15 protein-coding genes are annotated in these 17,288 nt (G+C 71.2%); 6 read left to right on the forward strand and 9 right to left on the reverse strand.

Annotated elements, in window-relative coordinates; all coding sequences use genetic code 11:
• Positions 1 to 58 precede the first annotated feature (58 nt).
• The gene (locus AVTE2539_RS11260; protein ID WP_284410600.1) at positions 59 to 3,427 is read right to left on the reverse strand and encodes a PAS domain S-box protein; all 3,369 of its coding nucleotides are present in this window, start codon (positions 3,425 to 3,427) and stop codon (positions 59 to 61) included.
• Positions 3,428 to 3,576: 149 nt separating this feature from the next.
• On the opposite strand from AVTE2539_RS11260, the gene AVTE2539_RS11265 reads away from it, so the two are divergent.
• Positions 3,577 to 4,113, forward strand: coding sequence for a hemerythrin domain-containing protein (locus tag AVTE2539_RS11265; RefSeq protein ID WP_284410602.1), 537 nt, complete (start codon positions 3,577 to 3,579; stop codon positions 4,111 to 4,113).
• Positions 4,114 to 4,136: 23 nt separating this feature from the next.
• On the opposite strand, the gene AVTE2539_RS11270 is transcribed toward AVTE2539_RS11265, so the two are convergent.
• The 6 genes from AVTE2539_RS11270 to AVTE2539_RS11295 form a co-directional block, all read right to left on the reverse strand.
• On the reverse strand, positions 4,137 to 4,451 hold the full coding sequence (locus tag AVTE2539_RS11270; RefSeq protein WP_284410604.1) for a hypothetical protein: 315 nt from the start codon (positions 4,449 to 4,451) through the stop codon (positions 4,137 to 4,139).
• Positions 4,448 to 5,863: a cell envelope integrity protein CreD gene (creD, locus tag AVTE2539_RS11275; protein WP_284410606.1), complete on the reverse strand. Its 1,416-nt coding sequence runs from the start codon at positions 5,861 to 5,863 to the stop codon at positions 4,448 to 4,450. The genes AVTE2539_RS11270 and creD overlap by 4 nt, the downstream gene beginning before the upstream one ends.
• Before the next feature lie 124 nt (positions 5,864 to 5,987).
• Entirely contained in the window at positions 5,988 to 7,451 is a 1,464-nt protein-coding gene (gene creC / locus AVTE2539_RS11280) for a two-component system sensor histidine kinase CreC (protein WP_284406713.1), read from the reverse strand.
• Between the two features lie 50 nt (positions 7,452 to 7,501).
• On the reverse strand, positions 7,502 to 8,203 hold the full coding sequence (locus AVTE2539_RS11285; protein WP_284394603.1) for a response regulator: 702 nt from the start codon (positions 8,201 to 8,203) through the stop codon (positions 7,502 to 7,504).
• Positions 8,204 to 8,212: 9 nt separating this feature from the next.
• On the reverse strand, positions 8,213 to 8,848 hold the full coding sequence (locus tag AVTE2539_RS11290) for a MarC family protein (RefSeq protein WP_272565846.1): 636 nt from the start codon (positions 8,846 to 8,848) through the stop codon (positions 8,213 to 8,215).
• Positions 8,848 to 9,594: an SDR family oxidoreductase gene (locus AVTE2539_RS11295; protein ID WP_284394602.1), complete on the reverse strand. Its 747-nt coding sequence runs from the start codon at positions 9,592 to 9,594 to the stop codon at positions 8,848 to 8,850. Before AVTE2539_RS11295 ends, AVTE2539_RS11290 begins: the two co-directional genes overlap by 1 nt.
• A gap of 157 nt (positions 9,595 to 9,751) precedes the next feature.
• Here AVTE2539_RS11295 and AVTE2539_RS11300 point away from each other — a divergent pair, with 157 nt between their 5' ends.
• The 5 genes from AVTE2539_RS11300 to AVTE2539_RS11320 all read left to right on the forward strand — a co-directional run bounded on the left by AVTE2539_RS11300 (position 9,752) and on the right by AVTE2539_RS11320 (position 13,739).
• A complete protein-coding gene (locus AVTE2539_RS11300) occupies positions 9,752 to 10,441 on the forward strand; it encodes a dienelactone hydrolase family protein (RefSeq protein WP_272565844.1) in 690 nt (229 codons plus the stop codon).
• A gap of 182 nt (positions 10,442 to 10,623) precedes the next feature.
• Entirely contained in the window at positions 10,624 to 11,673 is a 1,050-nt protein-coding gene (locus AVTE2539_RS11305; RefSeq protein WP_284410607.1) for an acyl-CoA dehydrogenase family protein, read from the forward strand.
• Positions 11,661 to 12,419 carry a PIG-L deacetylase family protein gene (locus AVTE2539_RS11310; RefSeq protein WP_284410609.1) on the forward strand — a complete coding sequence of 253 codons (759 nt, stop codon included), beginning with the start codon at positions 11,661 to 11,663 and terminating at the stop codon, positions 12,417 to 12,419. Before AVTE2539_RS11305 ends, AVTE2539_RS11310 begins: the two co-directional genes overlap by 13 nt.
• 1 nt (position 12,420) lies before the next feature.
• Entirely contained in the window at positions 12,421 to 13,065 is a 645-nt protein-coding gene (locus AVTE2539_RS11315; protein WP_284410614.1) for an SAM-dependent methyltransferase, read from the forward strand.
• Positions 13,062 to 13,739 carry a glycosyltransferase family 2 protein gene (locus tag AVTE2539_RS11320; protein ID WP_284410615.1) on the forward strand — a complete coding sequence of 226 codons (678 nt, stop codon included), beginning with the start codon at positions 13,062 to 13,064 and terminating at the stop codon, positions 13,737 to 13,739. Before AVTE2539_RS11315 ends, AVTE2539_RS11320 begins: the two co-directional genes overlap by 4 nt.
• 141 nt (positions 13,740 to 13,880) lie before the next feature.
• Here the strand turns inward: AVTE2539_RS11320 and AVTE2539_RS11325 are convergent, their stop codons facing one another.
• Both AVTE2539_RS11325 and AVTE2539_RS11330 read right to left on the reverse strand, forming a co-directional pair.
• The gene (locus AVTE2539_RS11325) at positions 13,881 to 15,473 is read right to left on the reverse strand and encodes an S-layer protein (protein ID WP_284410617.1); all 1,593 of its coding nucleotides are present in this window, start codon (positions 15,471 to 15,473) and stop codon (positions 13,881 to 13,883) included.
• Positions 15,474 to 15,697: 224 nt separating this feature from the next.
• Positions 15,698 to 17,266, reverse strand: coding sequence for a DHA2 family efflux MFS transporter permease subunit (locus AVTE2539_RS11330; RefSeq protein WP_284394591.1), 1,569 nt, complete (start codon positions 17,264 to 17,266; stop codon positions 15,698 to 15,700).
• Positions 17,267 to 17,288: the final 22 nt, after the last annotated feature.

Consider the following 17,288-nt stretch of genomic DNA (forward strand, 5'->3'; position numbering starts at 1 on the left):
GCTTCGCAGTGCGAAGCCTTTTTTTGCTTTGCGGCGGCCGCAGCGAGGGGCTGTTCGTTCAGCGCCACCGCATGAAACGCGCCCGTCCGGCGGCCTTGGCCTGGTAGAGCGCCTGGTCCGCGTCGCGCACCAATTGCTTTTCTGTCACTTCCGCCGTGGGCTGCAGGGCCGCCACGCCGATGCTCAGGGTGACGTATGGGCCCAGGGGCGAAGCGCCATGGGGGAGGGCGGCATGGTCGAACGCCTGCAGCACCCGCTGGGCCACGACCTGCGCCTCGTCGCCCGTGGTGCCCGGCAGGAGCACCACGAACTCTTCACCCCCGTAGCGCATCGGCTTTTCATGGGCCCGGAACAACGCCCCCTGCAGCACGGCGCCGACCTGGCGCAGGCATTCGTCGCCGGCCTGGTGCCCGTGCATGTCGTTGTAGTGCTTGAAGTGGTCGATATCGATCATCAGCAGGGCCACGGATGCGTCTTGCCGGCGCGCCCGGCCCCACTCGGCGCTCAATGCCTCGTCGAACAGGCGGCGGTTGCCCAGCCCCGTGAGGGCATCCGTATAGGACAGTTCCGCCAGCGTGGCGTTCAGGCGCTGCAGTTGCAGCTCCGAGTGCTTTCGCTCGGTGATGTCCTGGAAGGCCCCGCTCAGCTGGACGATCCGGCCGTCCTGGTAGGTCGGCTCGCCCTGCGCACGCACCCAGAGATGGCGCCCCTTGTGCGAGATCATTTCCAGCTCCAGGTCCCACGGCGTGCCGTCGTCCATGCACCGCTGCACGGCCGCGCCGATGAGGGGGCGTGAGGCCTCGGTGTAGTAGTTCAGTGCCTGTGACAGGTCTGGCGCGGTTTGCGGCTCCAGGTCATGGATGCGGTAGACCTCGTCCGTCCACGCCGCCTCGCCCGTGGCCGGATTCAGCGTCCAGCCCCCCACGCGTGCCATGGCCCCCGATTGCCGCAGCAGCAGGGCCGCGCGCGCCAACGCCTCTTCGTCGAGCTTGCGCTGGGTGATGTCCATGAAGGTGCCGATGACCGTGGAGGGCGCGCCTGTGGCGCTGCGCCGGATGACCTTGCCGCGGGAGAACAGCCAGATCCATGGCCCCTGCGGGCCCTGCACCCTGAACTCGTTTTCGTAGCTTTCCGTCAGCCCGCCGAGATGCCGGCGGAACGCGGCCACGTTCGGCTCCTGGTCGAGCGGATGCAGCGCAGCGGTCCATTCGGGCACCGTCTTGGTCACCTCGGTGGGGCCGAAGCCCAGCATGGCCGATCCGCGGGCGTCCACCTGCAGCGTCATGGCCTCGATGTTTAGTTCCCACAGCCCCAGTTCGGCCCCTTCGAGGGCCCGCTCCAGCCGCGCGGAGCTGATGGCGAGCCTGTTGGCGTAATCCTTGTGGATGGTGATGTCCGTCACCGTGAGGTGGAACCCGACTGCGGGCGCCGATGCCGGGTCCAGCCCCTCCGGCTGGACATCGGGGATGTAGCTGGCGAACATGACCCGGGTTTCGCCGGCGGCGTTGGTGACCTCTGCCTCGAACTGCACCCGTTCGCCTTTCAGCACGCGGTCGATGTAGGGCCAGGCTTTGGCGAAGTGCGCCGGCCCCAGGATTGCATCCATGGAGCGGCCCACGATCTGCGCGGGGTCCTTGCCGAACCATCGGCCATAGGCCTTGTTGGCGAACTGGTAGCGCAGGTCCGCGTCCACGTGCGCGATGAGTGCGGGCACGCTGTCGGCCATCAGCTGCAGCTGGGCTTCGCGCCGGCGCAGCTGCTGGTCGGCCGCGACGCGCTCGCTGATGTCGTGCATGAAGGCCGTCACGATGCGGGACGATTCCAGCTGCACCTGGCTGAGGGTGATCTCCATGGGGAACTCGTGCTGGTCGCGGTGCCATCCCGGAAGGAGCTGCCTGCGGGCCCGCGTGTCCTCGTTGCCCATGAGCGCCGCTAGGCTGCGCGTTCGCATCGCCGGGGCCAGGATGGCCTCGGCCATCGGCCGCCCCAGCACCTCGGCCCGGCGCCAGCCGAACGTCGCCTGGGCGGCGCGGTTCCACTCCAGAATGTGGCCGTCCTCATCGGCCACGATGAAGGCATCCTCCGTGTTTTCCAGGATGCTGCGCATGCGGCGCTCGCTGTCGCGCAGGCGCTCCTCCATGGACCGTTGCTCCGTGACGTCCTGGATCTGGGCCACGAAATGCAGGGGCTGGTCGAATTCGTCCCGCACCAGCGAGACCGCCAGATGGGCCCACACCGTCTCGCCGTCCTTGCGCAGGTAGCGTTTGCCCAGCTGGTAGTTCTGCGTTTCCCTGCGGACCAGCCGGTCGATGTGGTCGCGGTGGGACATCAGGTCGTCGGGGTGGGTGAGCCGCCGGAAATCCATGTGCAGCAATTCGTCCCGCGAGTAGCCCAGCATGTCGCAGATCGCGTCGTTGACTTCGATCCAGTGGCCCGTGGTAGCGACCAGGACCATCCCGTGGGTAGCGGCGCTGAAGGCGCCCGAAAAGCGCTGGGCCGCGATCGTGGCGGCCCGGGTGGCGGCGCGCAGCGCCGTCACGTCGTGCATCAGGCACACCGCGCCCATCTTGGTGCCGTCCGCATAGAACAACGGCGACGCGTTGCACAGCACCGACCGGGGCGCCTGGCCCCTCGCCTTGATGACCAGCTCGAACCCGCGAACGGTCTCGCCGCGCCAGGCGGCCAGCAGCGGGATGTCCCCAGTCGCCAGCAGCCGCGTACCCGAGGCCTCGAACAGGTCGAAATGCTCGGCCCATTCGCTCGGCGGCAGGGAGCGAGGGTCGGTGCCGTGCCAAGCCCGGGCCACGTGATTGAACTCGCCCAGCAATCCATCGGGGTCGCAGGACACGACCGCATCGGGCATGGCCTCCAGCAGGCGGCCCAGGGTGCCCGCCTGGATCTGGGCCTCCCGGCGGCCCTGGCGTGCCTCCAGCTGGCTGACCACCTGCCTGGACAGGCGTTGCAGCGCCTCCCGCTGCGTTACGGACAGGCGCCGCGGCACCCGGTCGATCACGCACAGCGTGCCGTAGACATGCCCGGCGCTGCCCACCAGCGGCGCGCCTGCATAAAAGCGGATGCGCGGTTCGTCGAGCACCATGGGGTTGCTGGAAAAACGCGGGTCCTCCAGCGCGTCGGGAACTTCCAGGATCTGTGTGGACGCCAGCGCATGGCTGCAGAACGCGATCTCGCGCGGCGTCTGCGATGTGCCCAGGCCGCAGCTGGCCTTGAACCACTGGCGCGTTTCGTCGATCAGCGAGATGAGCGCGATGGGCACATCGCAGCACTGGCTGGCCAGCCACACCAGGTCGTCGAAGACCGGCTCTGGTGCCGAGTCCAGCACCCCGAGCATCTGGAGCGCGGCGACGCGCTCGCCTTCGTTCAACGGCATCGCGGCGGCGGCATTACCCGGGGTGGACGGCTGAGTCATCGAATAATTATCAGATGTCCGGCCCCTTTCCGGCAGGCCTGCGCCGCAGGCCGTGGCCCGGTGCGCGATCGCCGGCGCCCTGACCTGCATCAAAGCCCGGTGCCGCGGTGGCTCTTAAGCTGGCCTTCCACTGGATGCAAGGACTGGAAATGGCTGCACTGCAATGGTCCGAGGGCCTCGCCCTCGACCTTCCCCTCATGGACGAAACCCACCAGGAGTTCGTGGAACTGCTGGCCGCCGTGGAGGCCGCGCCGGACGCGCAGCTGCTGGGCGCCTGGCACGCGCTGGTGTCGCACACCGCCGACCACTTCGCCCGCGAGGACGACTGGATGGCCGCCACCCGTTTCGCCTCGGGCAACTGCCACAGCCTGCAGCACAAGGTCGTGCTGCAGGTGCTGCGCGAGGGCACGGCGCAGGCCGAAGCGGGCGAGCCGGCCGTGCTGCGCCGCATGGCATCGGAGCTGGCCCTGTGGTTTCCGCAACACACGCAGACCATGGACGCGGCGCTCGCCCTGCACCTGCGCCGCGTGGGCTTCGATCCCGCGACCGGCACCGTTCATGCGCCGGGCGCCCTGCCGGCGCAGGCCATTCACGGCTGCGGCGGCGCTTGCTCGGGCGACGATGGGGTCCCGCAGACAGAGACGGCCACAGCGCCCCGCCCGGCGCGCGAAGCGGTCGCGGCCTGAAGCCCGGCGGCCCTCGCCGCGGGCTAATGGCGCCCGCGGGGCAGCAGCAAGGCCGCCATCTGCCAGGAAAGCGTGCGCATGGCGCGGCGCCAGGCCGGGGACGCGGCATCCGCAGCCCCTGGCCAGTAGGCGGCCTTCAGAATGCCCTGCTTGGCCTGGCGCAATGCTTCGCGGTCCCGCGCCGCCAGGGCGCACAGCAGGCGGTCGTGGTAGCGCTGCAGGCGCTGCGCCTGCGCCATCGACAGGCCCTGCTCGCCGCGCTCCGGCTGCGCTGGCGCGGCCAGATGCGTATCCCAGGGGCTAGCCCGGTGGGCCGACCAGGGCGACGGCGCGCTCATGCGGCCTCCGGACGAGGGGTGGAAACAGGGCGTTGCGCGGTCAGGCCGTACCAGTTCACCCGTCGCGTGAGCACCATCACGGCGGCCAGCACCAGGAACAGCGCGATGGCACCCACGGCCAGCGCGGTCTGCTCCAGCTGCAGCAGCAGGTAGAGCAGGCCGTAGAGCAGCGCGATGCCGGCCCCGAACGGCAGGCCGAGCCACAGGCTGCCCAGCATGTGGCTGGCGTAGTAGGCCAGCAGCAGCACGCACGCGCTGGCCGCGATGGCATACGAAACGCCGAAGGGGAGGTGCTCCGACAGGCTCACCAGCAGCAGGAAGAAGCTGCACAGCGCACTGCCGACCAGCAGGTACTGCACCGGGTGCACCCGCAGCCGCTTCATCAGCTCGAACAGGCCCACCGCCACGAAGGTGAGCGCGATGAACAGCACGCCGTACTTGGTGGCGCGGTCGCTCAGGGAATAGGGATTGACCGGGTCCACGAAGGCCACGGTGAAGCTGTCGGCGCAGCCGCGGCCGTCGGCGGGCGCGGTGTCGTAGGCGCGGTCCGCGGTGGAGGCCGCCTCGCACGCGGGGCGGCCGGCGGCCACGTCCTGCTGGGCCGTGCTGGCCAGCGAAGACAGGCGCCACAGCGCGGAAAAGCCTTTGTCCCCCACGGTGCGCTCCGACGGCAGGAAGCGGCCGGCGAACGAGGGGTGGGGCCAGCTGCCGTCCATCTGCACCTGGGTCTGGCTGCCCAGCGGCACGATGGCCACGCTCTCGGTGCCCACGAGTTCCAGGTCCATCTCGGCCTTGAACGGGCCGGTATCGCCGCCTGGCCGCTGCACCAGCGCTTCGGGCAGCGGGGCATGCAGGCCGCGGGGGTAGGCGGGGTGGAAGGTGCCGGGCTTCAGGGCCAGCGCCTGGCCGCCGACGGTGAGCTGGGCCGCGCGGATGCCCCGCGCATCGCCCACCGCCATCATCAGCAGGGGCGCGCCGCACTGCATGCGCGAGCCCTGCACGGTGGTGTCCGGCCGCAGGCTCGCAAGCGACGACCACTCGGCGGCGACATGTGCCTTCAGGGTGTAGGTGTTGACCTTGTGCACGCCGCGCGAGCGCTCCTGCATCGCGGTGCCGGCACGCAATTGCAGGGTGTCCGGCATGGCGGTGAGCACGAACTCGCGCCGTTTCTCGACCGTGGTGCGCTCGCTGCCGGTGCCGGTCACGGCATCCCAGCTTTCCACGCAGGCGCTGTGGATCAGCGGCCCCAGCAGGGTTTGCGAGCCCGCCAGGCTGCGCGCCACGCCATCGGCGGTGAGGGTGCGGTAGCGTTGGCGGTCGCGCACCACGTCTTCGATGAGGCCCAGGCCGAACAGCAGGAGCAGGGTGATGGCCGCGAGCGCGGCCAGTTTGGTGAACAGGGGGTGTTTCAAGGAGGCTCTCCGCCAGTGGATGTGGAGGGCAGTGTGGTGATCGGGCGTGAGGCGGAAATGAAGTTTGTGAGTGCACGGTGAAGTGCGCCGGCGCGCGGCCGGCCCGGTGGCCGGGGCGCCGCCGTCAGGCGGCCGGAAAGGCGAGTTCGACCCGCAGCCCGGGCTGGGTGTTGCGCACCGCCATCGTTCCCCCGTGCAGCGCCATGATCCGGCGCACGATGGCCAGGCCCAGCCCCGAGCCGCTGCGCTCTCCACCCGGCCGCGCGGTGGTGAAAAAGCGCTCGCCCAGCCGCGGCAGCGCATAGTCCGGCACGCCGGGGCCCGCGTCCTGCACGGCCACCACCGGGCCCTGCAACTCCACGCGCACCGCGCTGCCGGCGGGCGCGAAGTCGATGGCGTTGTCGATCAGGTTGGTGATCGCCAGCGTGACCAGTTCGGCCTCCCACGGGCCGCCGGCGCCGTCGCCCGTGAGCACCAGGTCGATGGTGCGCTGGCTGGCGCGGGCCTGGGCCTGGCGCACGGCCAGGGCCGCGCAGTCCTGCAGCGAGACGGCGGCCGCGCCCTCGGCCCGCTGGCGCTGCTCGAGCTGGCTCAGCGCCAGCAGCCGGTCCACCAGGCGCTGCAGGCGCTCGCTTTGCTCGACCACCTGCGTGGCGAACTGGGCGCGGTCGGCCGGGGGCAGGTCCTCCTGCAGCAGTTCGCCCGCGCCGCGGATGGCGGCCACGGGGCTTTTGAGTTCATGCGTGAGGGCGCGCACGTAGCCTTCGATGTAGTCGTGCCCTTCCAGCCGCACGCGCATGCGGTCCATGGCGCGGGCCAGGTCGCCCAACTCGCCCGGCACCCGCGGCACGGCCAGGGGCTGCGTGGGGTTCAGGCCGCCGTCGGCCGGGCCCTGCACGCTCAGGGCGTAATCGCGCAGGCGGCGCACGTGCCACACGGTCCACACGGTGACGGCCACGCCCACGAGCGCCGACAGGGCCAGCAGCAGCAGGCCGCCGCGCAGCACCTTGCGCTCTGCCCGGTCGATGAAGCGCTGCACCGAGCGCGTGGGCTTGGCCACGGTCAGCACGCCGCCGATGGTGCGGCCGGACGGCCCGTCCACCAGGATGGGGGCGGCCACGTACATCACGCCGCTGGTGTCGTCGCCCTGCACCTCGCGCGTGGCGCGGGCGCCGTACTCGCCCCGCAGCGTGCGCGCCACGTCGCGCCAGCCCGAATAGTCCTCGCCCACGGCGCTGCGCTCGGAATCAAACACCACGCGCCCGGCGGCATCGGTCACGTAGATGCGGAAATCGAGCGTCTGCTTGGTCAGCCCCCAGATCGCGGCATCGACCGGGCGGCTCGCGTACTGGCGCACGTGCTGCGCGAAGCGGCTCTCGGGCGTGCCGGGCGCGGTGGCGCCCAGGCGGCCGGCGGCCAGGTCGTCGCTCGCCAGCTCGGCCAGGATGTTGGCGGTGTCCACCATCATGTCTTCCATCACCTCGCGCACGCTGGGCTTGATCTCGGCGGTGAACACGCGCAGCACGAAGAAGGCCGCGATGCCATTGATCAGGAAGAAGGCGAACAGCAGCCGGATGCCCAGGCGCATGGATCAGGCCCTCGCCATCGGGGGCTGCACGGAGCGGTGCCAGCGGTCGCTCATGGCTCCAGGCAGTAGCCCATGCCCCGGTGCGTGCTGATGTATTCGCGCGCCGGGTCCGCTTCGCGCAGCTTGGCGCGCAGCGTCTTGATGTGGGTGTCCACCGTGCGGTCGGTGCTTTCGCTGTCGTCGCCCCAGGCGCCGGCGAGCAGGGCCTCGCGCGACTGGATGCGGCCGGCGCCGCGCAGCAGGCAGGCCAGCAGGCGGTATTCGCGCCGCGTGAGCGGCAGCGGCCGGCCGTGCAGGCTCACGCGCTGGCCGGCGGCATCGTCGTGGAACGGGCTGGGCGGCGCCGATGCCGCCGCCAGCGGTGCGGGGGCCGCCGCGCGGCGCAGCAGCGCCTTCACACGGGCCGCCAGCTCGCGCGGGCTGAAGGGCTTGGGCAGGTAGTCGTCGGCGCCCAGCTCCAGGCCCAGCACGCGGTCAAGTTCTTCGCCGTGGGCGCTCAGCATGAGCACCGGCGTGGCCTGGTGCGCCGGGTCGCGGCGCAGGTCGCGCAGCAGATCGAGGCCGTTGCCGTCGGGCAGGCCCACGTCCAGCACCAGCAGGTCGAAGGGCCGGGCGCGCAGCTGTTCGCGCGCGTCCCGCAGCAGCAGGCTGTGCACGATGGACAGCCCCTCGCGCTCGAGCGCATAGGCCACCGTGCGCGCGATGGCGGGGTCGTCCTCCAGCAGCAGCAACCGGGCGTGGGTGGTGGCCATGCCGTGCCTTCAGCGCGCGACCAGCACGGGGAACAGCTTGCCCAGCCCTTCGGCCATCACCTCCACCGCCAGCGCCGCGAGGATCAGGCCCATGAGCCGCGTCATCACGTTGATGCCGGTCTTGCCCAGCACGCGCGCGATGGGGTCGGCCAGCGCGAAGCACAGCGCCGTGGCGCCGGCGATGACCACGCCGTAGCCCACCAGCGCCAGGTGCTGCCAGAAGGTCTGCGCCCGGTCGGCATAGATCACCACGGTGGACATGCTGGCCGGCCCGGTGAGCAGCGGGATGGTGAGCGGAACCACGGCGATGCTGTCGCCCTGCGCGGCCTTCTCGGCGCCTTCCTCCAGCTCGTGGGTGTGGGGCTTGGCCTCGGCCGGCTGGGCGTTGAGCATGTTCATCGCGCTGATGAGCAGCAGCATGCCGCCGCCCACCTGGAAGCTCTGCAGCGAGATGTTGAAGAACTCCAGGATCTGCAGCCCGAGCAGCGCACAGGCCGCGATCACGCAGAACGCGCTGAAGGCCGCCACCTGGATGGTGCGCCGGCGCTGGCGCTGCGAGAACCCGTCGGTGTAATGGATGAAGAACGGCACGATGGCCAGCGGGTTCACGATGGCCAGCAGCGTGATGAGCGGTTTCAGGTCCATCAGCGGCCTCCGGAGACTTCGAGCAGGGACAGGGTGGTGTAGCTGGCCGCCTCCGACATCAGCCAGACGATGGCCTCGGCCACCTCCTCGGCCGTGCCGCCCCGGCCCATGGGCACCTGGTGCGCCAGGTCGCGCACGCGGTCGGGCAGGCCGCCGCTGGCGTGGATGTCGGTGTCGATGAGGCCGGGCCGCACCGCATTCACGCGGATGCCCTCGGCCGCCACCTCGCGGGCCAGGCCGAGCGTGAGCACGTCGATGGCGCCCTTGGAGGCAGCGTAGTCCACGTACTGCCCGGCCGCGCCCAGGCGTGCCGCGGCGCTGGACACGTTGACGATGCTGCCGCCCGCGCCGCCGTGCTTCGTGCTCATGCGCCGCACGGCCTCGCGGGCGCAGAGAAAGCTGCCCACCACGTTGATGTCGAACATGCGGCGCAGGCGCTCGGCGCTCATCTGGTCCACTCGCGCGGGCACGTCGACCACGCCCGCGTTGTTCACCAGGGCGCCGAGCGCTCCCAGGCGGGCATCGACCGCCTCGAACAGGGCGACGACCTCGTCTTCCTTCGCCACGTCGGCCTGCACGGCGATGGCCTGGCCGCCCGCCTCGCGGATGGCCTGCACCACGGCGTCGGCCGCCTGCGCATCGCGGGCGTAGTTCACCGCCACCGCCCAGCCCTGGCGCGCGGCCAGCCGGGCGGTCGCTGCGCCGATGCCCCGGCTACCACCGGTCACAAGTACCACTTTGTTCAATTGCCGTCTCCTGCAAGAATGCACCGTTGGCGAAAGGTCCCGCATTACAGCATCCGCCGGCCCGGGCCACCACCGGGCCGGCGCGTCTTTTCACCGTTCCGCTTTCTTCCAACCACCCTCTCTCACTCATCCCTTCCGGCAAAGGAGTCGCATCATCATGGGCAATTTCGTGGACATCGCATCGGCTGACGGTTTCAAGGTGCCCGCCTGGGTCGCGCAGCCCGAGGGCCAGGCGCGCGGCGCCGTGGTCGTGCTGCAGGAAATCTTCGGCGTGAACTCGCACATCCGCGCCGTGGCCGACCGGCTGGCCGCGCGCGGCTACCTGGCCGTGGCGCCCGCCACCTTCGCCCGGGTGCAGCCCGGGGTCGAGCTGGGTTACAGCGCGCAGGACATGCAGGACGGCATCGCACTCAAGTCCCGGGTCGAGGCGCTGCCCGGCGCGGGCGTGCTGCCCGACATCCAGGCCGCCATTGACCACGCGGCGCAGGCCGGCGGCGGCAAGGTGGGCATCGTGGGATTCTGCTGGGGCGGCCTGCTCACTTGGCGCGCGGCGTGCGAGCTGCAGGGCCTGTCGGCCGCCGTCTGCTACTACGGCGGCGGCATGACCACCACCGAGGAAAGCGCGCGCACCCCGAAGGTTCCGGTGCTGGCGCACTTCGGCGACCGCGACCACTTCATCGCGCTCGACAGCGTGCAGGCCTTCGGCCGGGCGCACCCGGAAGTGGAGGTGCACGTGTACGACGCCGACCACGGCTTCAATTGCGACCAGCGCGGCTCCTACGACGAGGCCTCGGCCACCCTGGCGCGCGAACGCACGCTGGCGTTCTTCGCCAAGCACGTGGGCTGAGCGGAGCCCCCCGGGCCGCCTGACCGGCCGCGGGCCCGGAGGCGGCCGACCCGCGTCCTGCAACGGCAGGGGGCCGCCGACCGGCGTCCAATAGTGGCAAGAGGGCCGCCGACCGGCGTCCCACAGCGGCAGGGGGCCGAGGCTGACACGGCCGCCGGGGGCCGCCCCCTAGCGTCGGAAGAATGCGCCGCGATCTCCTTCCCCCCACCGATTTCCCTCTGGGCACCCCCGTGCGCCACGCACTGGACCGGGTCCAGGCGTTCGATGCCGACCCGCAGGCCCATGCCACCACCGCCGATCGTTTTCGCTGGCTCGCCAAGGTGACCGGCGAGGACGCAGCCATTGGCAAGCTGTTCGAGTCCCATCTGGACGCGGTCGGCATCGCACGGGAGATCCTGGGCGATGCCGACGCCGCCGCGCTGGTCCGTGCGGTCGATCCGTCGCAGGGCCTGTGGGGCGTATGGGCCGCGGGCGGGCCGGCCGGCACCGAACTGCAGCTGGCCGCAGGCCCCGACGGCGGGCTGGTGGTCTCCGGCCGCAAGTGCTGGTGCTCGGGCGCCTCGGGCGTCAGTGCCGCCCTGGCCACGGCCCGCGATGCGGACGGGCAGGTTCAACTGATTGCCGTGTCCATGCACCACCCCCGGGTCACCGTCACCCGCGAGGGCTGGGACGCCGTGGGCATGGCCGATACCGCCAGCGTCGACGTGCTGTTCGACACGGTGCCGGCATGGCCCGTGGGGGCGCCCGGCGCCTACCTGGACCGGCCGGGCTTCTGGCACGGCGCGGCCGGCATCGCCGCCTGTTGGCACGGTGCCGCTGCCGCCGTGGCACAGCGCCTGCGCGAGCGGGTGCAGCAGCGCGGCGCGGCGGCGGACGACCTGCTGGCCGCCCACCTGGGCGCGGTGGATTGCGCGCTGTCCGCGTCCGCCCTGGCACTGCGCCATGCCGCCGCCGCCATCGATGCGCACCGGGCGGGCGGCCCGCCGTTCGGCCGCCGCGAGGCCCTGCAGGTGCGCGGCACCGTGGAAGCGGCCGCGTCCACCACGCTTGACCATGTGGGGCGCGCCTTGGGGGCGGGCCCTTTGTGCCGCGACGCCGACCACGCCCAGCGCGTGGCGGATCTTGCGGTCTTCCTGCGCCAGAGCCATGCCGAATGGGACCTGGCGGTGCTCGGCCGCTTGGCGGCACAGGCGAACGAAACCCTTCCTGGAGACAACGCATGGACGCTGTGATCGCTTCCCACAAGCCCGCCGCCCGGCGCCTGCGGGCCGTGCCCGCGCGCACGCCGGTGCCGGCAGCGCCGCAGCCGCGGCTGCTGCCGGCCACCCCCGAATCGCTGGTAGCGCCCTTCAGCCGCGTGGTGGTCGTCGCGCCGCACCCCGACGACGAGGTGCTGGTGCTCGGCGGCACGGTGGCGCAACTGGCGCGCCGTGGCCACGAGGTGCTGGTCTACGCGGTCACCGATGGGGAGGCGAGCCACCCCGGCTCGCACGCCTGGCCCGCCGAGCGCCTGCGGCAGGTCCGGCCGCAGGAGTCGGCCGACGCCCTGGCGCAACTGGGCATCGCGGCGACCGTGGTGCGCCTGGGCCTGCCCGATGGCGGCCTGGCGGCCGAGGAGCTTGCGCTCGCGGCGCACCTGCAACTGGCGCCGGGCGACACGGTTTTCGTGCCGTGGCGCCACGACGGCCACCCCGACCACGAGGCCTGCGCCCGCGCCGCCCTGGCGGCGGCCCGAACGGTGGGGGCCTGCTGCATCGAATACCCCGTCTGGGCCCTGGTGCCCGAACACGCGGCCCACGCGCGGCTGCGCCATCGCACGCTGCGGCGCATCGCCGTGGCCGATGACCTGGTGCAGGCCAAGGCCCAGGCCGTGCGCGCCTTCCAGAGCCAGATCCAGCCGGACGGCGGCGTGGCGCCGGTGCTGCCGCCTTCGGCGCTGCAGGCCTGGAGCGGCCGCTTCGAGTGGGCGATGGCCTGACATGGGCGCGCCCCTGGCCGATACCGCGCACTTCGATCAACTGCACGCGCGCAGCGCCGACCCGTGGGGCGTGCACACGCGCTGGTACGAGCGCCGCAAACGCGATCTGATGCTGGCCGCGCTCCCCCGTCCCCGGTATGCCCAGGGCTTCGAGCCCGGCTGCTCGGTGGGCGGCAACACGGTGGCGCTGGCCGCGCGTTGCGACCGGCTCATCGCATCCGATGCCAGCGCGGCGGCGCTGGAGCGCGCCGCCGCCACGCTGAACGGCGCCGGCCATGTGGCGCTGCGGCACTGGCGCTTTCCGCAGCACTGGCCCGAGGCCCCCAGCGACCTCATCGTGGTGGCAGAACTGGCCTATTACCTGCCGCCGGCCGACTTCGCCCATTTCCTCGCGCAGGTGCCCGGGCATCTGCAGCGCGGCGGCCACCTGGCGATGTGCCACTGGCGCGCGCCGGTGGGCGATGCGCCGGCCCATGGCGACGGCGTCCACGCGCAGGCGCGGGACACCCTGGCGCTCGACCATGTGGGCGGCTGGTGCGACGAAGACATGCGCATCGACGTGTGGCAGAACGGGGGCGGCACCTCGGTGGCGGAGGCGGGCGGCGCGCAGGAGCGGCTGGCCCGTGCGGCGGAGGTCGCCCCATGATCGGCGTGTGCATTCCGGCGCACGACGAGGCCGCCCTCATCGGCGCCTGCCTGGATTCGGTGTGCGCGGCGGCCGCGCAGGTGCAGGAACCCGTGCGCATCGTGGTCGTAGCCGATGCCTGCCGGGACGCCACGGCGGCCCTGGCACGCACGTGGGGCTGCGACGTGGTGGAGATCGGCGCGCGCTGCGTCGGCACGGCGCGGGCGGTGGGCATGGACCACCTGGTCGGGCTCGGCGCCCGCTGGCTGTGCTGCACCGATGCCGACAGCCGCGTGCCGCCGCAGTGGATCACGGCGCAACTGGCCTGCGCTAGCGATGCCGTGTGCGGCACGATCGGCGTGGAGGACTGGCACGAGCACCCCCTGCACGTGGCGCAGGCCTTCGCATCGCACTACCAGGACCGCAACGGCCACCGGCACATCCACGGCGCCAACCTCGGCGTCTCGTCCGCGGCCTACCGGCGCGCGGGCGGTTTCGCGCCGCTCGTGGCGCACGAGGACGTGCGGCTGGTCGAGGCCCTGCTCGCCCAGCAGGCGACGGTGGCGTGGGTGCGCGATCCGAGGGTGATCACCAGCGCACGCTGCCTCGCCCGCGCGCCGGAAGGGTTCGCGGCGTGGCTGCAGGCGCGCTGGCACACGGGGGGCGGGGTGCCGGCCGGCGCCGCCCTGACGTGAAGCGGGCTGCCGCCGGCGCCCGCGCGGTGATCGAGCCAAAAAGGGCTTCAGCGCATATTTTTCTAGGGCATTGTGCTATTAAATAAATAGCAACCTGCCCCGGCCGTCCAGAGGCGCCAGGCGCCCCGCCGCGCCCGGCCTTCAGCGCACCGACACGAAGATCGGGTTGGAATAGAACCAGAGGTTGCCGTAGTTGCGGTCGTTGATCTGGTCGTGGCGCTGGGCCGGGTCGGAGGTGGTCACCGCCTGGTCCGCCAACGGCTCGCCGTTCGCGGTGAGGCCGGCCACGTTCTCACCCAGGTTCGTGCCGCGCAGGCGGAGGTACTGGTTCTTGGCGATGGTGAGCGGAATCTCCATGGTGTAGTAGCCCTCGCCGTCCTGCGTCCAGTCGGCGGCCGTGAACCGGCGCAGCACGCGGGTGGTCGGGTTGGTGGCCTGCTGGTAGGCGGCCGAGCCGGGCTGCGCGCGCTCGCCCACGTCGCCCGCGATGAGATCGATGTGGTCCACCTTGGGCGTCATGTTGCCCAGGTTGCCGCTGGCCACCGGGCGCTGGTAGTTGTTGACCGGCGGGCTCTTGAAGCGGATGCGCACCGTCACGCTCTCGCCGGCCGAGGCCTTGATCTCCTGGCCCATGGTGCCCTTGCCGCTCAGGGCGTACACGTTGAAGTCCAGCGCGTTGATGAGGTCGCCGAAGACGCCGAAGCTGCGGCCCGCGCGCAGGCTGTCGACCAGGCCGCCGATGCCCCCCTCCGCCTTGCTGGACTGCCAGACGTGGTTCTTGGCGTATTCGCCAGGGTAGTAGCCGCTGCTGTTGTTGTTGGAGTCGATCTCGAAGTGCGAGTCGGAGTCGGCGATGTTCCAGATGCGGCGGCCCTCGCCCAGCAGCGCGTCCCACACGCCGCCGAGTTTCGCCACGATGGCGTCGGTGCCGCCGTAGGTGCGGTTGGCTTGGTTGGCGTCGATGTAGGCCGAGGTGTAGCCGCCGCGGTCGGGTTCGAGCTGGTTGCCCACCATGCCTTCGATGGCGAACACGATCCTGGGCGCCAGGTCGTTCATCTGGCGCAGATCGGCGATCGAATACTTGCCCGGGTTGCGCGAGGGGTGGTTGATCAGGGCGTAGCTGGTGTCGGGGTACTTCGCCTTCAGCCAGGCGATGGCCTTGAGCGCGTCGTCGGCCGTCTGGTTGAAGCGCTGCGGGTACTGGGCCTTCCAGCGGGCCACGTCCGCCGCGTCGAAGAGCGATTCGGCGCCCGTGGTGAACAGGTACTGGAACTCCTTGGCCCCGCTGGTGGAGGGCTTCAGGCTGCCGCTGGACCCCTCGAAGAGGCCCACGCCGATGTGGTCGTGCGTGGGCATGTCCCACTCGAACCCCGAGAAGATCAGCTTGCCGGCGTAGTTGCCGGAGGCCTGCAGCGCCTGGATGCGCGGGATCTCATAGGCCTCCATGCCATAGGCGAAGGCCTTGGGAGCGGGCAGCAGGTTGGCCGCGTTGTCGTACTTGGACGAGCGCAGGTGGTTGGTCACCGCCATCCAGTCCAGGCGGTAGGTGGTGAAGGCCTTGCCGAGCAGGAAGTCGAGCGTCTGCGTCGTGCGCGAATCGTCCGATTGCACCGTGTGGGTGTGCAGGTCGCCGGTGGTCCAGCGGCCCTGTTCGGCGGCGGGCGTGCCGTCGCCGGAGCCGCCACAGCCCGCCAGCAGCAGGGAGGGAAGGGCCAGGGCGATGGCCAGGGGCATCCGCGCACGGCGGAAGGTTTTGGGGGCAGGAGCAGAGGGGCAGGTCATGGGTTATCTGGATTTTTTGACGCAGGGGCCGCCGGCCGGCGCATGCCGGTGGCAGCCCCGCGTTTGTAGAAATCTCGGATGAACCCGTGATGACATCGCCTGCGCAGGCGGCTTGCTGCCCGCGCGAATGCCCCGGAGTGAGGCCTTGGCGCAACAGTCGCCCCGGCCCCCCGGCCTCAGTGCGCGCCGGCCGCAGCGTCCGCGCTGCCGGCGCTGGGACGCACCGGGTGGGCCAGCCAGACCAGCGGAATCAGCAGCAGGAACAGCACGGCCGACGCATAGAAGATGTCGTTGGCGGCCAGCATGAAGGCCTGCTGGTTCACCATGCGCTCCACCTGCGCCAGCGCCTGCTCGGGCGTGAGGCCGCCCGCCTGCAGCCCCTGCAGCGTCTGCGTGACGGCCACGCCGCCCTGCTGCAGCCCTTCGGTGAGCTGCGCGTGGTGCAGCGTGGCGCGCCGCTCCCACAGCGTGGTCGAGACCGAGGTGCCGATGGCCCCGGCCGTGATGCGCATGAAGTTCGACAGCCCCGAGGCCGACGGAATGCGCGCGGGTGCGATCTCCGACAGCGTGATCGTCACCAGCGGGATGAAGAAGAACGCCATGGCGATGCCCTGGATGATCGTGGGCACCATGATCGTGGTCAGGTCGGCCTGGGTGTTGAACCGCGAGCGCATCCACAGCACCAGCGCGAACACCAGGAACGCGAAGGTGGCGAAGCGCCGCGGGTCCACCTTGGCGATGTTCTTGCCCACCACGGGCGACAGCACCAGCGCCAGCAGCCCCACCGGCGCCAGCACCTCGCCGGCCTGCGTGGCGGTGTAGCCCATGTACTGCTGCAGCCACAGCGGCAGCAGCACCACGTTGCCGAAGAACAGGCCGTAGCCCACCGACGTGGCCAGCGCGCCGGCCCAGAAGTTGCGGATGCGGAACAGCGTGAGGTCCACCACCGGGTGCGGCTCGCCGCGCTCCCAGATCATGAAGGCGGCGAAGCCCACCACCGCCACCACGCCGCACGCCACCACCCAGGGCGAGGCGAACCAGTCGTGCTCCTTGCCGATGTCCAGCATCACCTGCATGGCCGCGACCCAGATCACCAGCAGCGCCAGGCCGATGGAGTCGATGGGCAGCGCCCGCCGCTCGGATTCGCGCTTGTGGAAGATGCTCCAGGTGACCAGCACGGCCATGATGCCCACCGGCACGTTGATGTAGAAGATCCACGGCCAGCTCATGTTGTCGGTGATCCAGCCGCCCAGGAGCGGCCCCATCACCGGCGCGACGAGCGTGGTCATCGACCACATCGCCATCGCCAGCCCGGCCAGCGCCTTGGGGTAGCTGGACAGCAGCAGCGACTGCGACAGCGGAATCATCGGCCCGGCCACGAAGCCCTGCAGCGCGCGGAAGGCGATCAGCGTGGCCATGTTGGGCGCGATGCCGCACAGCAGCGAGGCGATCACGAACAGCGTCACGCTGGCCACGAACAGGCGCACCTGCCCGAAGCGCTGCGACAGCCAGCCCGTCAGCGGCACCGCGATGGCATTGGCCACCGCGAAGCTGGTGATGACCCAGGTGCCTTGCGTGGGGCTCACGCCCAGGTCGCCCGCGATGGCGGGCAGGGACACGTTGGCGATGGACGTGTCCAGCACGTTCATGAACGTCGCGGCCGAGAGGGCCAGCGTGCCCCACATGCGCGCGCTGCCTTCGAGGGGCGGCGGCGCCTGGGGCGCAGGGGTGTTGGGGGAAGACATGGGTCAGCGTGTTGTGGGAGTG

The organism is Acidovorax sp. SUPP2539, from assembly GCF_030158975.1.
Classification (GTDB): domain Bacteria; phylum Pseudomonadota; class Gammaproteobacteria; order Burkholderiales; family Burkholderiaceae_C; genus Paracidovorax.